Here is a 23773-nt window from a genome sequence, read left to right on the forward strand (position 1 = left end):
GCCGGAACCAGTGGACTGATTCGATGCGTGAGATCATCTTCGATACGGAAACCACCGGCCTCGACACGCGCGAGGACCGCGTCATCGAGCTTGGCGGCGTCGAGCTGGTCAACCGCTTCCCGACCGGCCGAACCTTCCACAAATACATCAACCCGCAAGGCCGCCAGATCCATCACGAGGCGCAGGCCGTGCACGGCATCAGCGCCGCCGATCTTCAGGGCAAGCCGACTTTCATGGAGATCGCCGAGGAGTTTCTGGCCTTCATCGACGGCGCCAAACTGGTCGCGCACAATGCCGGCTTCGACATCGGCTTCCTCAATCTCGAATTCGGCCGGCTTGGTCATCCGGCCATTGATCCGGGACGGATCGTCGACACGCTGGCGCTGGCGCGCCGCAAGCATCCGATGGGCCCCAATTCGCTCGATGCGCTCTGCCGCCGCTACGGCATCGACAACGGCCGCCGCACCAAGCACGGCGCGCTGCTCGATTCGGAATTGCTGGCCGAGGTCTATATCGAGCTCATCGGCGGCAAGCAGGCAAGCCTTATCCTCGACAGCATCCTGACTCCGGCGGGCGGCAGGCAGGATGTCGACGACATCGATATTTCGATCGGTGTGCGGCCGATCGCCTTGCCGTCGCGCCTGACCGATGCCGAGCGCGCAGCACACGCAGGCATGGTTGGCAGCCTCGGCGAAAAAGCGCTGTGGCTGCGCGTCCCCCCGGAAGCGAGTTCCGCGGCACAGTGATTTTGACCGGAGTGATCCTTCGCGCCCCCCTCTGTCCTGCCGGACATCTCCCCCTCAAGGGGGGAGATTGGCAGACCCAGCGTCTCGCTCATTCCTGCGGCGATGAAGGATTGGCGAAGGCTGACGTGAAGTCCGATCTCCCCCCTTGAGGGGGAGATGGCCGGCAGGCCAGAGGGGGGTACTGCCCCGCCGGCGTCTCAAACAAAAAACCCGGCTTCGCGCCGGGTTTTTCAAACGCTGCGAGCCAACCAGCCTCAGCTCACCTTGACCTTGGCGGCAGCCTGGTCCTCGGTCAGCTTCTGCTGGAACATCTGCGCGAAATCGATCGGGTCTAGCATCAGCGGCGGGAAGCCGCCGTTGCGTGTTGCCTCGGCGATGATCTGCCGGGCGAACGGGAACAGCAGCCGCGGGCATTCGATGAACAGGATCGGCAGCATGTGCTCCTGCGGGAAGCCGCTGATGGAGAAGACGCCGCCATAGACCAGCTCGACGTTGAACAGCACTTCCTGGTCGAACGACGCTTTTGCGTTCAGCGTCAAATTGACGTCGAACTGCTTGTCCGAAAGCGGGTTGGCGTTGACGTTGACATTGATGGCGATGCCCGGAGCCTTGTCGCGGCCGCGCAACGAGTTCGGTGCGCCGGGGCTTTCGAAGGACAGGTCCTTCACATATTGCGCAAGCACGTTGAGCGAAGGCTGCGCCGCATTTCCATTACCGTTGGCTGCGCCGGTCGGCGCGTCGTCGTTGCTGGCCATAAGCTGTGGTCCTTTTGCCTGGGCAGCGTTGCTGACCGGATTGAAATTCGGGCGTTCGCTATCATGGCCGGCCCGACAAGACAAGTTTGCAAAAGACGCCGGTTGCCTTGCAGCTACTCGTCCTTGAGGCGGCGCCAGGGAGAACCCGGTCCGCGCGTATGGTCGTCGGCCCGCGAATAGTCGCCGTCGTCGAGATCGATGGTCTTGCCGCGTTGCCTTGCCCGCAAACCACTGCTGAAATCGGTTGCCAGCACGATGCGGCCTTTCAGCATCCGCCAGGCAAGATCGCGCACCGGCGGCAGGAACAGCAGAAGGCCGAAAATATCCGAGATGAAGCCGGGGATGATCAAAAGGATCGCTGCCAGCACGATCATGGCGCCATGCGCAAGCTGGCCGCTCGGATCACGCCCGGCATCCATTTCGGCACGGATCCTGGCCATCACGCCAAAACCCTGGTGTCGAAGGAGCAAGGCGCCGGCAATGCTCGAGGCCAGCACCAGCCCGACCGTCGCCAGCGCGCCGATCTGGCGGCCGACAATGACGAAACCGGCTATCTCCAGCAGCGGAAGCGCGAGAATGAACAGGGGAAACAGCGAGATACGCAAATCTTGACCGATCGTTTCGATGTTTTGCCGGTCGGCGGGCAATCGCCGCTGGCACCAGAGCTGTTAGATAGGTATGGCTGCCTTTGATTTGAATGATTGCGCCATGCGTTCTATATGCTTTGGATACCGAACGCTATGTGATCGCGGCCCTTGCTTGGCCGCTGGTCCGGCCAAAGCAGGGATTGATTGGCGCAAGATATGGGCTTCTTCGACTTCGGCACGATTTTCTTTCTGATTGCGGCGGTGGTGATCTTCTTTCAGCTGCGCAACGTGCTTGGCCGACGCACGGGCAACGAGCGCCCGCCCTTCGATCCATATACGGCAGCGCGCAAAAACGACAAGGATGCCGCCCAGAAACCCGAGAACGTGGTTTCGCTGCCGCGCAAGCGCCTGACAGGAGAGCCGGCGGCCGACACCTATGTGGCGATCGATGCCTTTGCCAAGCCCGACACCGATCTCAACCGGGGCCTGCGGGCGATCAAGGACAATGATCCGACCTTCGACCCGAAGACCTTCGTCGACGGCGCCAAGATGGCTTATGAGATGATCGTCATGGCCTACGCCGATGGCGACCGCAAAACGCTGAAGAACCTTTTGTCGCGCGAGGTCTATGACGGCTTCGTCGCGGCCATCGGCGACCGTGAGGCGAAAGCCGAAAAGATCCAGTCCTCCTTCGTCGGCATCGACAAGGCCGACATCGTTTCGGCCGAGATGAAGGGCAGCGAGGCCCACATCACGCTGCGCATTGTCAGCGAACTGATTTCGGCGACCCGCGACAAGGCCGGCGCCGTCATCGACGGCGATCCCGAAACCGTCGCCGAGGTCAAGGATGTCTGGACCTTCGCTCGTGACGCGCGCTCGCGCGATCCGAACTGGAAGCTCGTCGCCACCGAAGAAGAAGACTGAACTGGACGGCGGCGGAGGCTGTCGTGTCGCTTTCTCGAGCCTTCAGCGAAAAATCCTTTGGCGAATTGCCGGGCTGGGGTGAGGACGACCATCTTGCTGCCTTTGACGCCTTTCGCCGCTCGGCCTTTCATATCCTGAGCAAACCCTACCGCTCCGGCGCGCTCGGCGTCGACTACAATGGCTTTGCCGACGCCTATGCCGAAGCGCGCACCGTTTCGCCGGCGAATCGGTCGCAGGCTCGAAGCTTTTTCGAGCGCCATTTCGTTCCGGCCCGTATCGATGCCGAAGATGGTGGTCCCGGCCTGGTCACCGGCTTTTATGAGCCGGAGGTCGAAGCCTCGCCGGTACGCACGCAACGGTTTTCGGTGCCGTTGCTGGCGCGCCCGGCCGACCTAGTCGACATCGACGACGGCAATCGTCCTTCAACCTTGGATCCTTATCTCGCCTTTGCTCGTGCGGCGCCGAACGGCCCGGTCGAATATTTCGACCGCGGCGAGATCGAACGCGGCGCGCTTGCCGGAAAAAGGCTGGAAATCGCCTGGCTCGCCGACAAGGTCGACGCCTTCTTCATTCACGTGCAGGGCGCGGCACGCCTCAAGATGACCGACGGCAGGCTTCGCCGCATCACCTATGCCGCCAAATCCGGCCAGCGCTTTACCGGACCGGGCAAGATCTTGAGCGAGGAAGGCGAGATCCCGCGGGAGAAAGTGACGATGCAGTCGATCCGTGCCTGGTTCAAGGCGCATCCGGAACGCGTCGACGAGATCCTTTGGCGCAACCGCTCCTACATCTTCTTCCGCGAGATGGGCGTCGACGACCCAGAGTTCGGCCCGATCGCTGCCGCCAAGGTGGCGCTGACACCGGGCCGCTCGATCGCCGTCGACCGGCTGCTGCACACGTTCGGCACGCCCTTCCATATCGATGCGCCGTCGCTGACCGCTTTCGACGGAAAACCGTTCCGGCGGCTGATGATCGCGCAGGACACCGGCTCGGCGATCACCGGGCCGGCCCGCGGCGATCTGTTTGCCGGGTCGGGCGATGCTGCCGGCGAGATCGCCGGCGTTATCCGCAACGCCGCAGATTTTTATGCGCTGGTCCCCCGGCCGCTGGTTTCAGGAGCAGGCCGATGACCCGGCGCATCGATAGGCTGAGCGAGGACGACCGGGTGCTGTGGAACCTGGTGGCGCACACGGCAAAACCGCTGAAGGGCAGAACCGCCGTCGAAATTCCGCACGTCGGGCCGGAGATCGACGAGACCAGGCAGGCGCCGCCGCCGGCACAGGTCGCGGGCAATGCTGCCACGGCCGCAAAGCCGAAGGCGCAGCATGTCTCCCACGCACTCGATGAACCGACGCTGGACAAGCTGTCGAAGGGCCGGCTGCCGATCGAGGGCCGCGTCGACCTGCATGGCCTGACGCAGGACGAAGCCTATTCGCTGCTGTTTTCCTTTCTGCACCGGGCGCATGCCGGCGGCATCCGCTACGTCCTGGTGATCACCGGCAAGGGCTCTTCGTCGGGCGGCGATGGCGTCTTGCGGCGCGCCGTGCCGTCATGGCTGTCGACACCCGCCTTCCGGCCCCTCGTCTCCAGCCACGACCATGCCGCCCGCAAACATGGCGGCTCGGGTGCGCTCTATATCCGCTTGCGGCGGGCGCGCTCATGAGGACACGCCGATGAGGGACGCACCTATGAGGATGCACCCATGAAGGTGCGCTTGTGACCCCATTCGGCGAAAAGCTTCGCGTGCTGCGAAACGAGCGCGGCGTCAGCCAGAAGGACATGGCCAAGGCGATCGGCGTCAGCGCAGCCTATCTCTCGGCGCTGGAACACGGCCGCCGCGGTGCGCCGAGCTGGACGCTGATCCAGAAGATCATCGGCTATTTCAACATCATCTGGGACGACGCCGAGGAACTGGCGCGGCTGGCCGAAACCTCGCATCCGCGTGTCAAGCTCGACACGTCGGGCCTTAGCCCGGCGGCGACCGAGCTTGCCAACCTTCTGGCCGACAACATCGAAAAGCTTGACGAAGCCGAGCTTCGCCGCATCATAGCGTCGCTCCGCGCCGCACTGGCACGACCGAAATGAGCTGCCTTGTTACTGGACCGAGCCGACCAGCACCTGCTGGCCGCCGCGGATCGAGACCCAGCGGCCGGTATTGTCGATCGCCTGCCGCTTGAGGAAACGATAGCCGGTCTGGTCCCAGGAACGGACCTGGTCGGTCAGATTGTCGAGGATATAGTCGCCCTTGTCGGTGCGCACCGTCAGCACAGCGTGGCCTTCGCCATCCGGCTTGCGCACGACAGTCATCAACAGATCGGCAAACGAGACGCCAAGCCGGTTCAGCTCACGGCGCTTTTCCAGGACATAGTCCTCGCAGTCGCCGACACCCTTGTCGGGATAGGCCCAGACCTCGTCCTTGCCGTAGATGTCGAAGTCGCTCTCCGGCTTGACGGCGGCGTTGACCTTTGCCGTGACGCTGAGCAGCTTGCGCCACAGCGAGCCGGTCAGGCTGGCGGGCGACAGATCCTTCGGGCGGATCGAGCATTCGGACGCGTAGCTCTTGCAGAAATCATAATGGCCGATCGGCTGCGAGGTCGGGCCACCTGTTATCATCGGGCTGGCTGCCGAGGCCGAACCGGCCCAACCTGCCGCCACAGTAAGTCCGGCCAGCGCACACAGGCGCAGCGTTCTCGCCATTGGTGAGGAAATCATTGTCCCCGCTTGTCCCTTGTTGTTAACGAAACGTTAAGGGGTATTTACAGTCCGTGTCAATTATGAGGATGGATTGATTTTTGCGGCATGGTTACCCGCGTGGCGCCAACGCGACTATTGTGCAACAGGTCGACCGGCCGCACGGCCCCGCCAACCGATGATTTTGGCATTGACCGACCTGATGCGGATTGACAGGCATCATCACTGGTCGCCTATTTCTTGCCGGTCCTGACCAGCTTGGGCTTGACCGCAACACGGTTCTGACGGCCGTAGCTGGTAATGAAGTCGACGATGCGCGGCACGATTTCGGAGCGGAAGCGCGAGCCGTTGAACACACCATAATGGCCGACCGCCGGCTGCATGTAATGGGCGTGCCTGTCGGCCGGGATGTTGATGCACAGGTCGTGCGCAGCCTTGGTCTGGCCGAGGCCGGAGATGTCGTCGTTCTCGCCCTCGACCGTGAACAGGGCGACATTGCGGATCGCCGAAGGGTCGACCGCCACGCCGCGATGCGTCATTTTGCCCTTGGGCAAGGCCTGGCGGACAAACACGGTGTCGACGGTCTGCAGGTAGAATTCCGCCGTCAGATCCATCACCGCCAGATATTCGTCGTAGAAGTCGCGGTGCTTCTCGGCATTGTCACCGTCATGCTTCACCAGGTGCATGAAGAAGTCCTTGTGGGCGATGATGTGGCGGTCGAGGTTCATGCTCATGAACCCCGAAAGCTGCAGGAAGCCGGGATAGACCTCGCGGCCGAAGCCCGGCACCGGCCAGGGCGCGCGCATGATGACGTTGTCGCGGAACCAGTCGATGCCCTTTTCCTGCGCCAGCAGATTGACCGCCGTCGGATTGCGGCGCGTGTCGATCGGCCCGCCCATCAGCGTCATCGTCGAGGGCACGAACGGATCACCCTTGGCTTCCATCAGTGCCGCCGCCGCCAGCACCGGCACCGAAGGCTGGCACACCGCCATCACATGGGTGTCGGGGCCCAGCGCATGCAGCATGTCGACGATGTAGTCGATATAGTCGTCAAGATCGAAGCTGCCGTCGGCCAGCGGCACCATGCGGGCGTCGACCCAGTCGGTGATATGCACGTCGGCATAGGGCAGCATCGCCTCCACCGTGCCGCGCAGCAGCGTCGCGTAGTGGCCCGACATCGGCGCGACGATCAACAGCTTCGGATCCGGCCGGCGCCCGGCCGGAACCGCCCGTTCGAAACGAACCAGGTTGCAGAACGGCCGCGACCAGACGGTGCGTTCGCTGACCTCGACGGTTTTCCAGTCGACCACGGTTTTGGTCAGGCCGAATTGCGGCTTGCCGTAGCGGCGCGTCGTGCGCTCGAACAGTTCGGCCGTTGCCGCAACCGAGCGGCCCCAGGACGTGTGTGAGACCGGATTGAGCGGATTGGAGTAGAACAGGCGCACCGCATCGGCATAGAGGCGCGCCGGCTGCAAGGCGGCGTGGTTCAGTTCGTAGAGCTGGTAGAACATCGAGAACCCCCGCTGCCGACTGCGATCGAAGGGCCGACGAGCAGCGCCGAGCCTTGAATGCCTTGCGGGGAAGTTAGCAACAATCTGCTGCGATGCAATACGTCAACTTGCGTGATTTATGCTCGTTCTTTCGTCCAAGGCGTTGAGAATCCGCCTGGAACGGCAACAGCCGGCTCAATGTGCACCTGCGAAGGCCAGGCAGGCAGCACGGCTATTGGGGACGAGCGTCGGAGGCGGTGTCCGGCCGTGGCGGCCGTTAGACCCGTGCCATGCAGACAGCGGTGTGACCCGAGCTGATGAAGCCAAGCTGACTGGCGGCGCCCTTCGACAGATCGAGCATCCGCCCCTTGATGAACGGGCCGCGGTCGTTGATGCGCACGACGACACTGCGGCCATTGTTGCGATTGGTCACCTTCAGCTTGGTGCCGAACGGCAGGCTGCGATGCGCGGCAGTCAGCGCCGACGGGTTCATGCGTTCGCCGGAAGCGGTTCTGGAATGCAGTGAGTACCAGGACGCACGGCCGCACTGAGCGGCGGCGCTGGCAGTGGATGCGCCGACCATCAGGCCAGCCGCGATCGTGGCCGCGACAAGCGCGGTCTGGTTGCTTTTGTTCATGTGTTGGGGACTGGCTCCGTTGACAGACCCGCAGCGGTTAGGGACGAATGAGGCAGCAAATGCGGCAATGATCTGTCGGTTCCATGGCAATGTTACACGTTTGGAGTCGACGCGAAACAATTTGTCAGAGATTTCCCGCAGCGCGGCACAGCTTCCTTGATGATCTTTTCACCGATCTCCGCATGTCTTGCGCAGGATCAGAGGTTAGCATCTAAGTAGAAGTTGGCGTGATTGGGCTGCTTCTTTTAGCTGTTCCATTTCGGCCGGAATGCGGCTGATGATCGACTTGGAGAGGAGTTCTAGCGATGAGATTGATCAAAAATCTGCTGGCCTTGATTGTGCTCGCCATCGGCGTGCTGTGGTCATTGCAAGGCATCGGTTGGGTCCAGGGCAGCTTCATGACCGGCCAGTCGCAATGGCTCTATGCCGGCATCGTGACCGTGCTGGTCGGCTTGGTCGGCCTGGCCTGGGCAAACCGCTCGCGTGGTTGAACAGGCGTCGATCCTCAGGCGCCCGCCGGAGCAGCACACAGCGGACCCGTGGCGGCCGCTCACCGCGACCAGTACTGCCAGCCCCAGTAGAAACTTTCGTCGCGCGGCGGCAGGCGGTTGCGCTCGGCGTCCAGATGCACCGGTGTCGGCGTTTTGCGTTCGTCTTCAGGCGGCTGTTTGTCTCCGGCCTTGATCAGGCGGAGCCAATGGCCGAAATGCGCAAACAGTACAGCGGTGGAATGGGGCATCGTCACGTCTCCGGTCCGGTTACTCCCGCCCCGCCCACGGGACGAGAACCCGCTCGATCCTGCGGATGATGAATTCGAGCACGAAGGCAATGGCAGCGATCACCAGTATGCCCATCACCACCACGTCGGTGACGAGGAACTGGGCAGCGGACTGGATCATGAATCCAAGCCCGCGCGTCGCGGCCACCAGCTCGGCGGCGACCAGCGTCGACCAGCCGGCGCCGAGCGCGATGCGCAGCCCGGTCAGGATCGAGGGCAGCGCGCTGGGCAGGATGACGTGCCTGATCACCTGGCGCTGCGTGGCGCCAAGCGAGCGCGCTGCGTTGATGCGCTCCTGCGAGACGCCGCGAACACCCGATGCCGTCGACAGCGCAACCGGCGCCAGCATGGCAATGGCAATCACCAGGATCTTGGACGGCTCGCCAATGCCGAACCAGATAATGATCAGCGGCAGATAGGCGAGCGGCGGGATCGGCCGCAGGAATTCGAGCAGCGGATCGAAGATGCCGCGCCCGATCGTGCTGATGCCGATAGCCAGCCCGATGGGAACGCCGACGAAAACGGCCGCGACCAGCGCCGCAAACACCCGCCACAGGCTGGCGGCGATATGCTGGAGCAGCGTTGCGTCGACAAAGCCGTCACGGGCGACGACGACAAATTTGTTCCAGACTGCCACAGGCGACGGCAGGAAAACCGGCGACACCAATTGCAGGCGGGCCGATGCCGTCCACGCCGCCAGCATCATCAGAATGGTGATCGCGCTAACCACGCGGGCCGAAACGCGGCTGCGTCTCGGCCGCGGCCGCGACCATGGCACCGACAGCGCGTCGGCTCCGTCGTCGACCTTGCGCAGCGGCCGCTCGGTATAGGAGGTAACGGTCATGCTGCCTCCCCTTCGAAGATCGCGTTGGTCAGCTCGCCGCGCGCTGCGGCGAAGGCGGGATCGGCCTTGATGCTGCGAATGGCCTCGCCGGCTGCATAGCGCCGGCTGAAGCCGGTCTCGAAGCTCCACACCACCCGGCCAGGGCTGGGAGCGAGCACAATGATACGGGTTGCCAGCACCAGGGCTTCCTCGATGCCGTGCGTGACCATCAGCACGCCGACCTGGCTTGCCGTCCACAGATCGAGCAGCGTTGTCTGCATGCGTTCGCGTGTCAGCGCATCGAGCGCGCCCAGCGGCTCGTCGAGCAGCAGGAATTGCGGCTCGGCCGCCAGCGCCCGGGCCAGGCCGACCCGCTGGCGCATGCCGCCGGAAAGCTCCCAGATGCGCTTGTCGCCGGCGCCGTCGAGTTTCACCAGCGCCAGAAGGTCGTCGGCAGTCCGCGCCCGTTCCGCGGCCCTGACACCGCGCAGCCTGAGCGCAAAGGCGACATTTTCCCGCGCGGTCAGCCACGGAAACAGCGCGTCGTTCTGGAACACGACGGCGCGGTCAGAGCCTGGCGCCGTGATCGGCCGGCCGCCAATCGTGGCGCGTCCGCGCACAGGCTCGACCAGGCCCGCAGCGACGTTGAGCAACGAGGTCTTGCCGCAGCCGGAGCGGCCGACCAGGACAACGAAGTCATCCTTGGCGATCTCAATCGACACATTTTCGACCGCCGGCGCCGGCTGACCGTCATAGTGGACCGAGACCTTGTCGAGCACGAGATGCGTCATGGGAACCTCGCCGATATTCCGAATCTGTCTGCCCCGAAGCCGCTCCTCGCAAGCGGTTCGGGGCAGGGAGCACGCGGCGTCAGGGAAGGAGAACCGCGCGCGTTGGCGTCAGTTCGAGGCAAGCGCTTCGCTGACATATTTCGACGACACGTATTCCGAATAATCCGGCAGCACGGCGTCGATCTTGCCCTGCTCCTTGAGGAAGGCCGATGTCGCCTCGACCGCTTTGACCGTGCCGCCACCGAGGAACTTGTCCGAGGCTTGCTCCTCGAGCGTCGGGAAGACATAGCCCCTCAATAGTTGCGGCACGTCCTCCAGCTTGGCCCCGGTGATCGTGGCGATCTTCGCCGCTTGCGGCGACGTCACCGACCAGGCGTCCGGCTTGGCCAGGAACTCGGCATAGGCCGCGCCCGTCACCTTGACGAAGTCGCGCACCGCTTCCGGGTTCCTTTCGGCGAAATCGGTGCGCACGATCCAGGCGTCGAAGGTCGGCGCGCCCCAGGCGGCGACCTGCGAGGAATCCAGCACGACCTTGCCCGAAGTCTTGATCTGGCCGAGTGCCGGATCCCAGACATAGGCGGCGTCGATGTCGCCGCGCGCCCATGCCGCCGCGATCTCCGGTGGCCGCAAATTGAGAATATCGATCGACTTCGGGTCGACACCCTCATGCTTCAGCGCGGCAAGCAGGCTGTAATGCGTCGTCGAAACGAAGGGCACCGCCACCTTCCTGCCGGCAAGGTCGGCGGCCTTCTCGATGCCGGCGCCGTTGCGGGCGACAAGGGCCTCGGATTCGCCGATCAGCCCGACAATGAAGATTGTCTGGATTGGAAGCTCGCGGCTCGCCGCCGCCGCCAGCGGGCTCGAACCGACATAGCCAATGTCGACCGATCCGGAAGCGATGGCGGCGATCACGTCGGCGCCGGAATCGAATTTCCGCCAGTCGATTGCCGCCTTGGTCGCGCTCTCATAGGCGCCGTCGGCCTGCGGCACCTTCGAGGGCTCGACGACCGTCTGGTAGCCGATAGTGATCTTGAGGTCCTGCGCATCGGCTGGGCCGAGAAAGGCGGCGCCAGCCAAGGCCGCCGAGGACAAGAGAACGATACGTCGCGAAATGGTGGACATGAAACGCTCCTTGGAAACGAGGAAAACCCGGATTGCGTTTCATAGTCATCTAACTCTATCGTTCTTGTAGAGTTAAATCCTTCCAATCGGTGCGGTCTTGTTAGAAAAAGTCATCTGGCTATGGCAGTTCGCGCGCTTCTGGGTGACGGCTCGGGTGAGAACCATCGTCCTTGCCCGGGAACCTCTTCCACGTCGTCCTCGCGCGCAACAAGGATTTTCCCGTTTTCGCCCCTGCATCGGCAAATCCATGCTGTGGATAGCCAAGAAATTGGAAACAAGTTCCCTGTGTTCGCGGTTAAGTCTAGTATCCTTATCGACATTGAAGGATTGGAGAGGACGATGAGCGACGCCACCCTCCTTGTTGCCGCGCGCGGCATGCTTTGGCCTTCAAATTCAGGTGCAGAAGCTGCTGTCGGTATTCTCGCCGATCGGGACATTCCTGCCGCCGGCCAGTTTGCCGGTGTGTCATTCGCGGTGGCTCCTGTGCTCGCAAGAGCACAAGCCCCGGCCAAAATGGCCATTGCGGCGTGAAAACGAAGCAAAATCAACGTTTCTCGGCTTGTATATCATGTCACTAGAATTTATCTGTAGTGACAGCTTGGACGCGGCGGGGAGGCACGCCAGGCGTTTCGCAACCGGTGGCCTTGCGCCATCGAATGACAGAGAAACGTGCGGGTTATGCTCACGAAAAAAGGTAAATACGGCCTCAAGGCGCTCGTCCATCTGGCGCGCCTGCCGGTTGGACAGCTCGCCTTCGTCAACGACATCGCCACAGGAAACAATATTCCGAAGAAGTTCCTCGATGCCATCCTTGGCGAATTGCGCAATGCCGGTTTCGTTCAGAGCCGCAAGGGCAAGGAAGGCGGCTACCGGCTGGCACGCCCAGCGGACGAGATCAAGGTCGGCCACGTCGTGCGCGTGCTCGACGGACCGCTTGCCCCCATTCCTTGCGCCAGCCGCACCCAGTATCAGCGCTGCGAAGACTGCAACGAGGCGACATGCCAAGTCCGACACCTGATGCTGGAGGTCCGGCAGGCCATCGCCGAGGTGCTGGACCAGCGCAGCCTCGCCGAAATGCGCGACATCGCCGGCGACGAGGATTTTTCGGCGGCGTTGAAAATCCAGGCCTGAACCAATCTCTCCTGAGCCGGCGACGATCGCCAGGACAGCTGGTGTGCGCATGACCGTGCGCGCTACGCCAAGTTCGATCATCATTGTCGGCGGCGGTGCCAGCGGCGTCGTGCTTGCCGCGCATCTGCTGAAGTCGCCCAATCCCGATCTACGTGTCAGCCTGATCGAAAAACGCCCGCATTTTGGGCAAGGCATGGCCTATTCAACGCTGCTGTCGGCGCATGTGCTGAATGTCAGCGCGTCGGGCATGAGCGCCTATGCCGACGATCCCGGCAATTTCTCGCGCTGGCTGCTTCAACGCGGCCTGGCAACGCCGGAACAGGCGCCGGTCTATGCGCCGCGCAGCGTCTACGCCCGCTATCTCAAGGAGTTGCTCGACGAGCTCGAGGCGCGTGAGCAGCAGACGGGCCGGCTGCGCTTGATCCGCGAGGAGAGCCTGTCGATCTCGCCGACCGCGTCAGGCGTCGAAGTGGCGCTGGCCAACGGCACCAGCGTGGTTGCGCATCTTGCCGTGCTCGCCACCGGCCACGACGAAGAGCCGGGGGCGGGGCAGGGGCATGCGATCAGGATGGGATCCGAGGCGGACACTGCGCTCGACCCCGAAGCCCGAGTCCTGGTGCTGGGCACCGGCTTGAGCATGGTCGATGCCTTCCTGTCGCTCGAGCAGCGCGGCCACCGCGGCGCGATCGTCGCGGTGTCGCGGCGCGGCCTGCTGCCTTCGCCGCATCGCAAGGGCAATCCAATCAAGCTCGACGTTGCCGACATTCCGCTCGGCACCCAGCTTTCCTATTTCGTCGGCTGGTTCCGCGACCTGATCCGGGAAAACCAGAAGGCCGGCATCGACTGGCGCGACGTCGTCGACGGTCTGAGACCCTTCAACCAGAAGATCTGGCAGAACTGGCCGTCCTCGGCGAAGCGCCGCTTCGTCGAGCACACCAAGGCCTGGTGGGACATCCACCGCCATCGCATGGCGCCGGAAGTCTACGCCCGCGTTGCCGAGGCGGTGCAAGCGGGCCGCATCCGCCTTGTCGCCGGGCGCGTCGTCGAGATCGCCGCCGGCGACGGCTTCAGCGTACAGGTCCAGTCGCGCCACACGCAGCAGCTCGAAAGGTTCGACGTCACCCGCATCTATGATTGCACAGGCATCGCCAAGGACATCTCGACCACCTCGAACAGCGTGGTGCGGTCGCTGGTCGAGCGTGGGCTGGCACGGCCGGATCCGATGCGCCTCGGCCTCGACGTGACCGCGAACTGCGAGGTCATCGCCGGCGACGGCACGGTATTCGCCAATATCCTCGCCGTCGGTCCACTGACGCGCGGCACCTTCTTCGAAATCGACGCCATTCCCGATATTCGCGTGCAGTGCGCGCGGCTGAGCAAGCGCTTGCTCGGATGAGGCCGCCTCTGTCTTGACGCGATCTCGGATGCAAGACCGCTGTCGCCGGGTGAAAAGATCTCGACCGCATAGCCGCGTTCGGTGAAGGCGAACCAGGGTGCGGGAGCTCGCTCCACCAGAGCCGACCAGCAGCCTGTGGTGGTCGAGACAGCCAGGCAATGACGCCACACGTTTCGGCCGTCTCGCATCGACCGGATTGATGTCGCGCACGCTCGTCTTCGTTCTCCTCCATGGATTTTGTAGTCGGCGAGGCCGTGAGCCGCGACCCTGGCCAGATGGCCGGGCAAATTCTGCTTTCGTCGTCACCGTGCCTTGCCTACCATGGCGCATGACCCAACGCGGAAGACTCTACGGCTGTCCGGTCGAGTTCGCGCTCGACGCGCTCGGGGGCAAATGGAAGACGGTGATCCTGGCGCGCATCAAGGAACAGCCGATGCGCTATTCCGACCTGCGCCGGCTGATTCCCTCACTCTCGGACAAGATGCTGACGCAGCGCCTGGCCGAGCTTGTCGAGATCGGCTTCGTCACGCTCCAGACGTCGCCCGACGGCAAGGGGCGCTACGCCTTGACCGGGCGCGGTGAAGATCTCGCCGCCGCGCTCCAGGCGCTCTACGACTGGGGCAGCGTGCACGGTCGCGCCGAAGGCGTGCGCTTTCGCACCGACAGCGCAGCCACCACCTAGATCAATTCCGGGAAAAGCGCGGAGCGGTTTTCCGTCCGTAATGTGTGAAGACAAAGCGATGGAGCGGTTCGGCGTTGCCGTGAAACGGTGGGTCGCGCGGCAAGCCGATTGCCCTCAACCCGCGCCGGCAAGCGCGCTGCAGAAGCTTGCGACGTCGGTGACGACGGCTTCGCCGAGGAAGCGTAGCGTCGCCATCGAGCGGTCGCGCGCTTCGCGGTTGCCGAAGCCACAGGCATCCTCGATTACCACGGCGACAAAGCCATTGTCGGTCGCCTGGCGAACGGTCGGCTCGATGCCGATCTCCATGGCGATGCCAGCGAGCGCTATCGTGCGCACGCCGCAGTCGCGCAAGGCAAAGCCGAGCGCGGTGGAATCGAACGCCGACATCGTGAGCTTGTCGAATACCGCCTCGTCCGCGCGGGGGTCCAGCTCGGGCACGATCCGCGTCGCTTCGGCGTCGCGCAGGAACCACGGCTCGACCGTGTCGGGGCTGTCGCGCCGCTGCCAGGCCATGGCGGTGCGCAGCTGCGTCGCGCCCATCCATTTGCGCGGCAGCGACAGGTGGCGCGTGAACGCCACCCGCATTCCGGCCCCGCGCGCCGCTTCCAGCACCGTGCCGGTGCGCTCGACGAGGGTGGCGGCGCCGGCCACCTGCCGACAGATGCCGACCTGCATGTCGTAGACCACCAGCGCCGTGCGGCGCGGATCGCACCACTCAGCCAGGCTGGCCGGGATTTCGATCCCGTCGCTCGACCGGATCATGCCGCAGTCCGGTCCCATGGCTTGGCGATATCGACCGTCGGATCGAACAGGAATTCCAGCGGCAATGGCGCGTCGAAGGCGATGAAGTGCCATTCTAGCAGCCCGGCCTTGGACAGCGGGAAGTCCTCGGTGTAGCGCCGCGCTTCCGCGACGCTGTCGAGCTCGAAGACGATGATGACGCCGCCAATATCGGCGCGCGCATAATTCTCACGCACGATCCCCGCCTTCCAGAGCCGCCAGACATTCGACACTTCGTCGCGCAGATAAGGCCGCAAATCGTCGAGCGTGACGCCGGGCTTGAAATTGTCATAGGCAAGAATCTTCATCGGCCGTTCCTTGCATTGCTGTTCGCCCAGCGCCGGGTAGCATGGCGGAATCGGCGGCCGCAACGAACGAGATGGTGCGTTGAAACGCCCGCACGATTGCCGTTGATCCTATGGGCGGCCGCGGGATAATTTTTGCTGAAGAGGAGAAAAGCGCGGTGACCATCGAAAGGCTGAACCCCGAGGGCATGCACAGCAATCCGGCCTATTCGCACGGCGTGTCGCTGCCGGCATCCGCGCGCATCGTGCTGGTCGGCGGCCAGAATGGCGTCGACGCGCAAGGCCGGACCGTCGCCAGGGACGATCTCGCTGCACAGACCGCTCAGGCGCTCTCCAACCTGGCAAAGGTGCTCGAAGCCGGTGGGGCAAAGCCTGAAGACCTCGTCAGCCTCTCGGTCTATATCGCCGGCGACCTGGACATAGGGCCGGCCTTCGGCGCCTGGATGGCCTTCTGGGCAAACCGTGGCGCGCCGCCGATCATCAAGGTGCTGCGCGTCGCCGGCCTCGGCAATCCGGATTTTCTGATCGAGATCGAAGCTCAGGCCGCGATCGCCTGAACCCTAAGCGGGTTCTGCAAATCTTTTGCCCCTGCCTGCAGGCCGACGAAGCTTTCGCGAAATTCCATTCCCCTGCTGGCGGCCGGATTGGCACGATCTATCTTCTTTCCAACTGCAAACGGCTGGAAAAGACGGTAGGTTGCCGTCTTCCAGGGCGGTTGCTCATTCTGGCAACGGAGCATCTGACATGAGCAAGCACAAGATCGTGGCACCGGACGATGCATCGTCCCGCCTGCGCCCGCCTTATGCCTCGGTTCTCGACCTGATCGGGCAGACGCCGGTCGTCGAGCTGACCAAATTCGACATCGGCAAGTGCCGGCTGTTCATCAAGCTCGAAAGCCAGAATCCCGGCGGCTCGATCAAGGACCGCATCGCGCTGTCGATGATTGCCGCCGCCGAAAAACAGGGCAAACTGAAGCGCGGCGGGACGATTGTGGAGGCGACCGCCGGCAACACCGGTCTTGGTCTCGCCCAGGTCGGCATCCCCAAGGGCTACCGCATCATCCTGGTCGTCCCCGACAAGATGTCGCGCGAAAAGATCCAGCATTTGCGGGCGCTCGGCGCGGAGGTGCGGATGACGCGTTCCGATGTCGGCAAGGGTCATGCCGAATATTATCAGGACATGGCCGAAAAGATCGCCGCCGAGCTGCCCGGCGCCTTCTATGCCAACCAGTTTGCCAATCCGGCCAATCCGCTGGCTCATGAAACCACGACCGGACCGGAAATCTTCCAACAGCTCGAAGGCGACGTCGATGCGGTTGTCGTCGGCGTCGGCTCCGGCGGCACGCTGACCGGGCTTGGCCGCTACTTTGCGAAAGTCTCGCCGAAGACCGAGATGATTTTGGCCGATCCGGTCGGCTCGGTGCTGGCGCCGTTGATCAAGACCGGCAAGATGATAGAGGCCGGGAGCTGGACCGTCGAAGGCATCGGCGAGGATTTCGTCCCGCCCAATGCCGATCTGTCGCTGGTCAGGAAGGCCTATTCCATCCCCGACAAGCAGAGCATGCTGGCGGTGCGCGACCTGCTTTCGAAGGAAGGCATCCTCGCCGGCTCGTCGTCCGGCACGCTGCTTTCGGCAGCGCTCCGCTATTGCCGCGAGCAGACCGTGCCGAAGCGCGTCGTCACCTTCGTCTGCGACAGCGGCAACAAGTATCTGTCGAAAGTGTTCGACGACTTCTGGCTGGCCGAGCAGGGCCTTGCCGAGCAGGAGCAGCATGGCGATTTGCGCGATCTGGTGATGCGTTCGCACCGCACCGGTGACACCGTGTATGTCGGTCCGGACGAAAGCCTGCTCAACGCCTATGGCCGCATGCGCCGCTCGGATGTTTCGCAGCTGCCGGTGCTGGACGAGGGCAAGCTCGTCGGCATCATCGACGAAAGCGATATCCTCGCCAAGGTCGAAGGCCCCTATGACAGCCGCTGGGACCGCTTCAAGGCTCCGGTCAGTACGGCCATGACCTCTACCCTGCACACGCTGCAAGCCAGCCAGACGCTGGACGCGTTGCTGCCGGTGTTTGATCGCAACGAGGTCGCCATCGTCTTCGACGGCGACGAATTCATCGGGCTGATAACACGCATCGACCTGATCAACCATCTGAGGCGCGCCCGATGACCGTCAAAGCCACCGTATCGGGCAAAAACCGCCTCGCCTTTTCGACGCGCACCATCCATGGCGGCCAGAGCCACGACCCGACGACGGGCGCGGTGATGGTACCGATCTATGCCACTTCGACCTACGGTCAGCAGAGCCCGGGCGTGCACAAGGGCTTTGAATATGCCCGCAGCCAGAACCCGACCCGCTTCGCCTTCGAACGCGCTGTGGCCGATCTCGAAAGCGGCACAGCCGCCTTCGCCTTCGCTTCGGGGCTGGCAGCGATCGCCACTATTTTCGAACTGCTCGATTCCGGCGCCCACATCGTCGCCACCGACGACATCTATGGCGGCACGTTTCGGCTGCTCGAGCGGGTGCGCAAGCGCTCCGCCAACCTCCAGGTCGACTTCGTTGACTTCACCGATCTTGCCGCGGTCGAGGCGGCGATCCGCCCGGAAACCAAAATGCTCTGGGTCGAGACGCCGACCAACCCGCTGCTGCGTGTCGTCGACCTCGAAGGCGTCGCAGCACTTGCCAGGCGCAAAGGCGTGCTCTCAGTCGCCGACAACACTTTCTGCAGCCCCTATCTGCAGCGGCCGCTGGAGCTCGGCATCGACATCGTGGTCCATTCGACGACAAAATACCTCAACGGCCATTCCGACATGGTCGGCGGCGTCGCCGTGGTCGGCGACAACAAGGATCTCGCCGACCGGCTGAAATTTCTGCAGAACGCCATCGGCGCCATTTCCGGGCCGTTCGACAGTTTCCTGGCGCTGCGCGGACTGAAGACGCTGGCGCTGAGGATGGAGCGTCATTCGTCGAACGGCCAGAAGATCGCGCACTGGCTGGAAAGCCGTCCCGACATCCGCCGTGTCATCTATCCCGGCCTGCCCAGCCACCCGCAGCACGCCATCGCCAGGCGGCAGATGCACGCCTTCGGCGGCATGATCACGGTCGAGCTCGACCGCGACCTCGCCGGCACCAAACGCTTCCTCGAACATACGCAACTGTTCACGCTGGCCGAAAGCCTCGGCGGCGTCGAAAGCCTGATCGAGCACCCGGCGCTGATGACGCACGGCTCGATCCCGGCGAAAAAACGCGCCGAGATCGGGATTTCGGATTCGCTGGTAAGGCTGTCGGCCGGGATCGAGGATGGCGACGATCTGATCGCGGATCTGGATCAGGCGCTGGCGAGCTGAGCCCGCCAACAAGAACCTACGAGACGTCGGCAGGACAGTGCCCCCCTCCGCCCTACCGGGCATCTCGGCCACGAGGGGGGAATTTGGCCGTCATCTTGCGCTTTCGCCAACCTCCAACGCTGAAACACGGACGGGACGGCGAAGCTGCCGATCTCCCCGCTTGTGGGGGAGATGTCCGGCAGGACAGAGGGGGCGTGAAGGATCGCGAACGAGCGGCGCTTATTCTGCACCCATATCCATGTGTCTTACATTCTATTCCGTTGACCTTGGCGCCATCTGGCAGAATTGTAGCTTCCTGATCCACCTTGCTGCCTGGCTCCGGAAGCTATGAACAACCGACAACGCAACCAACCGACGGCAAGCGATACCCCCCTCACCTTCGCCATCCTGGTCTTCCCAGGCTTTCCGATGATGGCGTTCAGCTCGGTGATCGAGCCGCTGCGCGCGGCGAACGTGCTGGCCAAGCGGGACTGCTACCGCTGGATCATCGTCGGCGCCGCCGAAGGCCCGGTGGAGGCCTCGAACGGCGTCATCATCCAGCCCGGCTTTGCCGCCCATGACGCGCCGAAGGTCGATCGCGTCGTCGTCTGCTCGGGCGGCGATGCCGATCATCTCGTCGCACACGATGCGGTGAGCTGGATCCGCAGGAGCCTGCGCGACGGCGCCCATATCGGTGCGGTGGCGGATGCCGCCTTCTTCCTGGCTCGGGCCGGCCTGCTCGACGGTCATGCCTGCACCTTGCACTGGACCAGCCAGGCTGCCTTCACCGAAGCGTTTCCGGATATCGAGCTGAGGCGCGATCTCTATGTCATCGACCGCAAGCGCTTCACTTCGGCCGGTGGCGTCGGCAGCCTCGACATGATGCTGGAGATCATCACCAGCGATTACGGCGCCGAGCTGGCGGCCGGCGTCGCCGAGTGGTTCGTGCACAGCCCGCTGCGCTCCAGCGTCGACCGCAAGCTGATGCCGCTGCGCTTGCGCACCGGCGTGCAGAACGAACTGGTGCTGTCGGCCATCGCCATCATGGAGGATGCGGTGGAGGAGCGGCTCGGCATGACGGACCTTGCCGCCAGGCTCGGCGTCTCCTCCGACAAGCTCGAGCGCAATTTTCGCTCCGAGCTCAGCATCTCGCCCAACGGCTATTACCGCCGCCTCAGGCTGAAACGCGCTGCCGACCTCCTGGCGCATTCGACGCTGATGGTGCGCGACGTGGCGCTGGCCTGCGGCTTCGCCTCGATGTCGAGTTTTGCGCGGGCGTTTCGGGAGGAGCATGGCCATGCGCCGAAGGTGATGCGGAGGCATTAGGTATTTCGGATGTTGGCGGGACAGCGCCCCCCTCTGCCCTACCGGGCATCTCCCCCTCAAGGGGGAGATTGGCAGCTTCGATGCTCCGCTCCTCCTGCGACGGTGGAAATTCACGAAAGCGGCGATGACGAGCCGATCTCCCCCCTTGAGGGGGAGATGTCCGGCAGGACAGAGGGGGGCGCCGTAGAACGCTACGGAACGACTTCAAGCGGTATTTCGCACAACATCTGCGGTATCGCGCACAGCCTCTGAACGACGTATGGCTCATCTTCCCCGCTTCCAGGAGGCACCCCATGAGCATCGTCGTTTTTGACCCCGACAGCACCGAGGATGTCGACTTTAGGGACCGCATGCGCCATCCGGCGGCGGCGGATCCGGCCGGCGGCATGTGGCTGTCGGACACCGAGCCGTCCTTCATCGACGCCGACGCGCTGCGCAAGGGCCGGCTGGCCAGGCTGCGCGCCTGGATGCGCGAGGCCGGCTATGGCGGCGTCGTTTTGTTCGACCCCTACAACCAGCGCTACGCCACCGGCTCGCGCAACATGTTCGGCTATTTCCTGCGCAACTCGACGCGCTACTTCTTCATCCCCACCGAAGGGCCGATCGTGTTGTTCGAATATCCGCAGAGCTACCATGTCTCGATGGTGCTCGACACGATCGACGAGGCGCGTCCGTCCAAGCTGGTCTGGTCATCGGTGTCGGGCCGCGACGACGAGACCGCCGGTCCCTTCGCCGACGAGATCGCCGATTTGCTCAAGGCGCATGGCGGCGGCTCGATGAAGCTCGGCCTCGACCGCTGCAGCCATCTGCAGGCCCTGGCGCTCGAAAAGCGCGGCTGCGAGGTGCGGGATTGCCAGGGCGAGATTTTGGCGGTGCGCGCGGTCAAGACGCCCGAGGAAGTAAAATGCCTGCAGGTGTCGATGGCTGGTGCCGAGGCTGCGGTCTATGCGGTGCGCGAGGCGATCAAGCCCGGCGTTTCCGAAAACGAGCTGTTCGCCATCATGTATGGTGAGGTGATCCGGCAAGGCGGCGAGTTCATCGAGACCCGGCTGCTGACCTCGGGCCAGCGCACCAATCCTTGGTTCAACGAGGCGAGCGGCCGCAAGATCAGGCCGGGCGAACTCTTGGCGCTCGATACCGATACGATCGGCTGCTACGGCTATTATTCGGACTTTTCGCGCACCTTCCGTTGCGGACCGGGCAAGCCGACGGATTATCAGAAGTCGCTCTACCGCATGGCGCACGACCAGGTTCAGCACAATATCGGGGTCGTCAAGCCGGGCACGGCATTTCGCGAGATTGCCGAAAAGGCCTGGAAAATTCCCGACCGCTTCGTCGACCAGCGCTATACCTCGGTCATGCACGGCGTCGGCATGCATGGCGAGACGCCGTTCATCGCGCACGCCATGGATTATGAAACCTATGGCCGCGACGGTTTTGTCGTGCCGGGCATGGTGGTCAGCGTCGAAAGCTATATCGGCGAGAAAGGCGGCCGCGAGGGCGTCAAGCTGGAGGACGAGATCCTGATCACCGAAACCGGCACCGAACTCCTGTCGCGCTTTCCTTATGAGGACGATTTCCTTGACAGGCAGGTTTGAGTGCTGACAGGCAGTTTCGAATGAAAAGCCCGATCTCGATCAAGCGCGGCAAGGCGGCGGCGGTGTTTATCGATCTCCAGGAGGAGCATCGGCGGGACAAGCGCTATCTGGTCGAAGGCTATGGCGACATCCTCGCCAACGTCCAGCGCCTGCAGACAGCAGCACGGGCCAATCATGTGCCTTTGTATCACTGGGCCTATATCGTCGATCTCGCAACGGCGCGGCCGTTCCACCCGGTCGAGGCCAGCGGCAAGTCGGCATTTTCCGACAAGGACGATCCGCTGACTGCCATCTGCGCGGAAGTAGGCCCGGCGCCAGGCGAGATGATGCTGGTCAAGACCGATGCCAGCGCCTTCCGCGCGGGGCCTGCCGCCGAACGGTTGAAGGCCGATGGCATCGAGTGGCTGGTCGTTGCCGGCGTCTGGACCGAGGCCTGCATCGATGCCACCGTCAAGGATGCGGTGGCGCTCGGGTTTCGAGTGCTGCTGGTCAAGGATGCCTGCGGCAGTGGCAGCACGGCGATGCACCAGACGGCCATCCTCAACCTTGCCAACCGGCTCTATGGCGGTGCCGTCACCACCACCGACGGCGCCTGCCGGCTGCTGGCAGGCGAGACGGTCGAAGCCTGGCAGGTCGAGGGCTCGGTGCCGCTGCGTTTCAGCTATGAAAACGCCGCCCGCCTCTATGCCGAGCTCTGAGCGGGATCGCGCAGCGATGGTCACCGAGGCCGATCGACCCGAAATAAAAGACCGCGGAAAATACCAGACGCTGCTCGATCCGGAGCTGTGGGCCTATATCGACCGGGTCAACGACTGGTATCCGCCCGAAATCGCTTTCATGCCGATCGAAAGGCAGCGGGCGGTCTATGACGCCATGTGCCGGGCGTTTCGCGAGCCCTACCCACCCGGCGTCAAGGCCAGCGACAGCGCGGTTCCTGCCGGCGACCGTGCGATCCCGGTCCGGCGTTACCAGATGGCGGGCACGGCGCCGCAGGCGATGGTTGTCTATTATCACGGCGGCGGCTTCGTCCTTGGCGGCCTCGACAGCCATGACGACATCTGCGCCGAGATATGCGCCGGCACCGGCTTTGCCGTGCTGTCCGCCGATTACCGGCTGGCGCCCGAGCATCTGCATCCGGCCGCCTTCGACGATGCGCTGGCCGTATTCGAATGGGCGACGGCGACGGCCGGCCTGCCGATAGTGCTCTGCGGCGAAAGCGCCGGCGGCAATCTGGCCGCTGCGGTGGCACAGGCGACACACCGCCATCCTCGCCATGCGATCGGCCAGGTGCTGATCTATCCCGAGCTCGGCGGCTCGGAACCAGTTGGCAAAGAGAGCGCCGGCTCCTGTGTCGAGCACGCCGAAGCGCCGCTGCTGACGTTGCGCGATATCGAATTCTATCGCAACGTGCGCTCCGCAAAGGCACAGTCGCCCGACGATCCGACCTTTTCGCCACTCCGAGGCAGCAATTTCTCCGGCCTGCCGCCGACCTTCATCATCACGGCCGAGTGCGATCCGCTGTCCTCCGACGGCGAGGCCTATCGCGACCGCATCCTCGCCGCCGGCGGCCGCGCCTGGTGGCGCGAGGAGCCGCGTCTGGTGCACAGTTTCCTGCGCGCCCGCAAAACCGTTCCGCGCGCCGGTGAAGCCTTCGCCCGCGTCATTGCGGCCATCGCCGCGCTCGGCAAAGGCGACTGGCCTTACTGAAGTTGCGAAGGCCCCCTCATCCTGCCGCTTCGCGTCCACCTTCCCCTCGGGGAGAGGTCGGATTGCCCCGAATTGCCCTTCGCAATTCGGTTGGCAATCCGGGTGAGGGGGGACCTTCCGTTTGCGGAACAGCGCACAAGAACTGCGGAAGTCCGAACACTCCCCCACGGGAGCTCGC

Annotated in this window: 28 protein-coding genes; 17 read left to right on the forward strand and 11 right to left on the reverse strand. The window is 63.8% G+C overall.

Annotated features, from left to right (window positions below; all coding sequences use genetic code 11):
- Nucleotides 1–23 precede the first annotated feature (23 nt).
- The gene (gene dnaQ / locus NKH41_RS11965) at nucleotides 24–746 is read left to right on the forward strand and encodes a DNA polymerase III subunit epsilon (protein WP_352770143.1); all 723 of its coding nucleotides are present in this window, start codon (nucleotides 24–26) and stop codon (nucleotides 744–746) included.
- Between the two features lie 254 nt (nucleotides 747–1000).
- Here the strand turns inward: dnaQ and secB are convergent, their stop codons facing one another.
- Together secB and NKH41_RS11975 are read right to left on the reverse strand one after the other, a co-directional pair.
- Nucleotides 1001–1501: a protein-export chaperone SecB gene (secB, locus tag NKH41_RS11970; protein ID WP_352770146.1), complete on the reverse strand. Its 501-nt coding sequence runs from the start codon at nucleotides 1499–1501 to the stop codon at nucleotides 1001–1003.
- A gap of 113 nt (nucleotides 1502–1614) precedes the next feature.
- Complete coding sequence (locus tag NKH41_RS11975; protein WP_352770149.1) at nucleotides 1615–2106, reverse strand: FxsA family protein; 492 nt, start codon at nucleotides 2104–2106, stop codon at nucleotides 1615–1617.
- Nucleotides 2107–2304: 198 nt separating this feature from the next.
- Between NKH41_RS11975 and NKH41_RS11980 the strand changes: the two genes are divergently transcribed.
- From NKH41_RS11980 to NKH41_RS11995, 4 genes are read left to right on the forward strand one after another with little or no spacing between them, the layout of a single operon-like run.
- Nucleotides 2305–3012, forward strand: coding sequence for a Tim44/TimA family putative adaptor protein (locus NKH41_RS11980; protein ID WP_352770151.1), 708 nt, complete (start codon nucleotides 2305–2307; stop codon nucleotides 3010–3012).
- Between the two features lie 23 nt (nucleotides 3013–3035).
- Nucleotides 3036–4142: a murein transglycosylase A gene (gene mltA / locus NKH41_RS11985; protein WP_352770154.1), complete on the forward strand. Its 1107-nt coding sequence runs from the start codon at nucleotides 3036–3038 to the stop codon at nucleotides 4140–4142.
- A complete protein-coding gene (locus NKH41_RS11990; protein WP_352473990.1) occupies nucleotides 4139–4675 on the forward strand; it encodes a Smr/MutS family protein in 537 nt (178 codons plus the stop codon). Before mltA ends, NKH41_RS11990 begins: the two co-directional genes overlap by 4 nt.
- A 53-nt stretch (nucleotides 4676–4728) precedes the next feature.
- Entirely contained in the window at nucleotides 4729–5097 is a 369-nt protein-coding gene (locus NKH41_RS11995; protein ID WP_352473989.1) for a helix-turn-helix domain-containing protein, read from the forward strand.
- A gap of 9 nt (nucleotides 5098–5106) precedes the next feature.
- Here the strand turns inward: NKH41_RS11995 and NKH41_RS12000 are convergent, their stop codons facing one another.
- From NKH41_RS12000 to NKH41_RS12010, 3 genes are all read right to left on the reverse strand, one after another.
- On the reverse strand, nucleotides 5107–5724 hold the full coding sequence (locus NKH41_RS12000; protein WP_352453647.1) for a transglutaminase-like cysteine peptidase: 618 nt from the start codon (nucleotides 5722–5724) through the stop codon (nucleotides 5107–5109).
- A 212-nt stretch (nucleotides 5725–5936) separates the two neighbouring features.
- The gene (locus NKH41_RS12005) at nucleotides 5937–7214 is read right to left on the reverse strand and encodes a polyhydroxyalkanoate depolymerase (RefSeq protein WP_352458576.1); all 1278 of its coding nucleotides are present in this window, start codon (nucleotides 7212–7214) and stop codon (nucleotides 5937–5939) included.
- Between the two features lie 256 nt (nucleotides 7215–7470).
- Nucleotides 7471–7830 carry a septal ring lytic transglycosylase RlpA family protein gene (locus tag NKH41_RS12010; RefSeq protein ID WP_352473985.1) on the reverse strand — a complete coding sequence of 120 codons (360 nt, stop codon included), beginning with the start codon at nucleotides 7828–7830 and terminating at the stop codon, nucleotides 7471–7473.
- A gap of 305 nt (nucleotides 7831–8135) precedes the next feature.
- Between NKH41_RS12010 and NKH41_RS12015 the strand changes: the two genes are divergently transcribed.
- Nucleotides 8136–8321, forward strand: coding sequence for a hypothetical protein (locus NKH41_RS12015; protein WP_352491244.1), 186 nt, complete (start codon nucleotides 8136–8138; stop codon nucleotides 8319–8321).
- 59 nt (nucleotides 8322–8380) lie between these two features.
- Here NKH41_RS12015 and NKH41_RS12020 read toward each other — a convergent pair whose 3' ends face one another.
- The 4 genes from NKH41_RS12020 to tauA form a co-directional block, all read right to left on the reverse strand.
- Nucleotides 8381–8569 (reverse strand): hypothetical protein, encoded by a 189-nt coding sequence (locus NKH41_RS12020; protein WP_352473982.1) that lies wholly within the window; start codon nucleotides 8567–8569, stop codon nucleotides 8381–8383.
- A 19-nt stretch (nucleotides 8570–8588) separates the two neighbouring features.
- On the reverse strand, nucleotides 8589–9452 hold the full coding sequence (locus NKH41_RS12025) for an ABC transporter permease subunit (protein WP_352770158.1): 864 nt from the start codon (nucleotides 9450–9452) through the stop codon (nucleotides 8589–8591).
- Complete coding sequence (locus NKH41_RS12030) at nucleotides 9449–10222, reverse strand: taurine ABC transporter ATP-binding protein (protein ID WP_352770161.1); 774 nt, start codon at nucleotides 10220–10222, stop codon at nucleotides 9449–9451. The genes NKH41_RS12025 and NKH41_RS12030 overlap by 4 nt, the downstream gene beginning before the upstream one ends.
- Before the next feature lie 108 nt (nucleotides 10223–10330).
- On the reverse strand, nucleotides 10331–11344 hold the full coding sequence (gene tauA, locus NKH41_RS12035; protein WP_352614697.1) for a taurine ABC transporter substrate-binding protein: 1014 nt from the start codon (nucleotides 11342–11344) through the stop codon (nucleotides 10331–10333).
- A gap of 339 nt (nucleotides 11345–11683) precedes the next feature.
- Here tauA and NKH41_RS12040 point away from each other — a divergent pair, with 339 nt between their 5' ends.
- The 4 genes from NKH41_RS12040 (at nucleotide 11684) to NKH41_RS12055 (ending at nucleotide 14553) form a co-directional block, all read left to right on the forward strand.
- Nucleotides 11684–11875 carry a hypothetical protein gene (locus NKH41_RS12040; RefSeq protein WP_352458582.1) on the forward strand — a complete coding sequence of 64 codons (192 nt, stop codon included), beginning with the start codon at nucleotides 11684–11686 and terminating at the stop codon, nucleotides 11873–11875.
- 147 nt (nucleotides 11876–12022) lie between these two features.
- Nucleotides 12023–12475: an RrF2 family transcriptional regulator gene (locus NKH41_RS12045; RefSeq protein ID WP_023675902.1), complete on the forward strand. Its 453-nt coding sequence runs from the start codon at nucleotides 12023–12025 to the stop codon at nucleotides 12473–12475.
- 49 nt (nucleotides 12476–12524) lie between these two features.
- On the forward strand, nucleotides 12525–13871 hold the full coding sequence (locus tag NKH41_RS12050) for an FAD/NAD(P)-binding protein (protein WP_352770164.1): 1347 nt from the start codon (nucleotides 12525–12527) through the stop codon (nucleotides 13869–13871).
- Nucleotides 13872–14199: 328 nt separating this feature from the next.
- Nucleotides 14200–14553, forward strand: a complete 354-nt coding sequence (locus NKH41_RS12055) for a winged helix-turn-helix transcriptional regulator (protein ID WP_352473975.1) — start codon at nucleotides 14200–14202, stop codon at nucleotides 14551–14553.
- Between the two features lie 114 nt (nucleotides 14554–14667).
- Here NKH41_RS12055 and NKH41_RS12060 read toward each other — a convergent pair whose 3' ends face one another.
- Nucleotides 14668–15315 carry a cysteine hydrolase family protein gene (locus tag NKH41_RS12060; RefSeq protein ID WP_352542813.1) on the reverse strand — a complete coding sequence of 216 codons (648 nt, stop codon included), beginning with the start codon at nucleotides 15313–15315 and terminating at the stop codon, nucleotides 14668–14670.
- On the reverse strand, nucleotides 15312–15641 hold the full coding sequence (locus NKH41_RS12065) for a hypothetical protein (RefSeq protein WP_352458586.1): 330 nt from the start codon (nucleotides 15639–15641) through the stop codon (nucleotides 15312–15314). Before NKH41_RS12065 ends, NKH41_RS12060 begins: the two co-directional genes overlap by 4 nt.
- Nucleotides 15642–15796: 155 nt before the next feature.
- On the opposite strand from NKH41_RS12065, the gene NKH41_RS12070 reads away from it, so the two are divergent.
- The 7 genes from NKH41_RS12070 (at nucleotide 15797) to NKH41_RS12100 (ending at nucleotide 23595) form a co-directional block, all read left to right on the forward strand.
- Entirely contained in the window at nucleotides 15797–16195 is a 399-nt protein-coding gene (locus NKH41_RS12070) for a RidA family protein (RefSeq protein WP_352458587.1), read from the forward strand.
- A 187-nt stretch (nucleotides 16196–16382) separates the two neighbouring features.
- Nucleotides 16383–17807 carry a pyridoxal-phosphate dependent enzyme gene (locus NKH41_RS12075; RefSeq protein ID WP_352473972.1) on the forward strand — a complete coding sequence of 475 codons (1425 nt, stop codon included), beginning with the start codon at nucleotides 16383–16385 and terminating at the stop codon, nucleotides 17805–17807.
- Nucleotides 17804–18985 (forward strand): cystathionine gamma-synthase, encoded by a 1182-nt coding sequence (locus NKH41_RS12080; RefSeq protein WP_352458589.1) that lies wholly within the window; start codon nucleotides 17804–17806, stop codon nucleotides 18983–18985. Before NKH41_RS12075 ends, NKH41_RS12080 begins: the two co-directional genes overlap by 4 nt.
- 327 nt (nucleotides 18986–19312) lie before the next feature.
- Complete coding sequence (locus NKH41_RS12085) at nucleotides 19313–20290, forward strand: GlxA family transcriptional regulator (protein ID WP_352770169.1); 978 nt, start codon at nucleotides 19313–19315, stop codon at nucleotides 20288–20290.
- 293 nt (nucleotides 20291–20583) lie between these two features.
- Nucleotides 20584–21888: a M24 family metallopeptidase gene (locus NKH41_RS12090; RefSeq protein WP_352770171.1), complete on the forward strand. Its 1305-nt coding sequence runs from the start codon at nucleotides 20584–20586 to the stop codon at nucleotides 21886–21888.
- A gap of 20 nt (nucleotides 21889–21908) precedes the next feature.
- Nucleotides 21909–22586 (forward strand): isochorismatase family protein, encoded by a 678-nt coding sequence (locus tag NKH41_RS12095; RefSeq protein ID WP_352770173.1) that lies wholly within the window; start codon nucleotides 21909–21911, stop codon nucleotides 22584–22586.
- A gap of 16 nt (nucleotides 22587–22602) precedes the next feature.
- Nucleotides 22603–23595 carry an alpha/beta hydrolase gene (locus NKH41_RS12100; protein WP_352770176.1) on the forward strand — a complete coding sequence of 331 codons (993 nt, stop codon included), beginning with the start codon at nucleotides 22603–22605 and terminating at the stop codon, nucleotides 23593–23595.
- Nucleotides 23596–23773 lie beyond the last annotated feature (178 nt).

The sequence above is a fragment of the Mesorhizobium sp. M1169 genome (assembly GCF_040318345.1).
GTDB lineage: Bacteria > Pseudomonadota > Alphaproteobacteria > Rhizobiales > Rhizobiaceae > Mesorhizobium.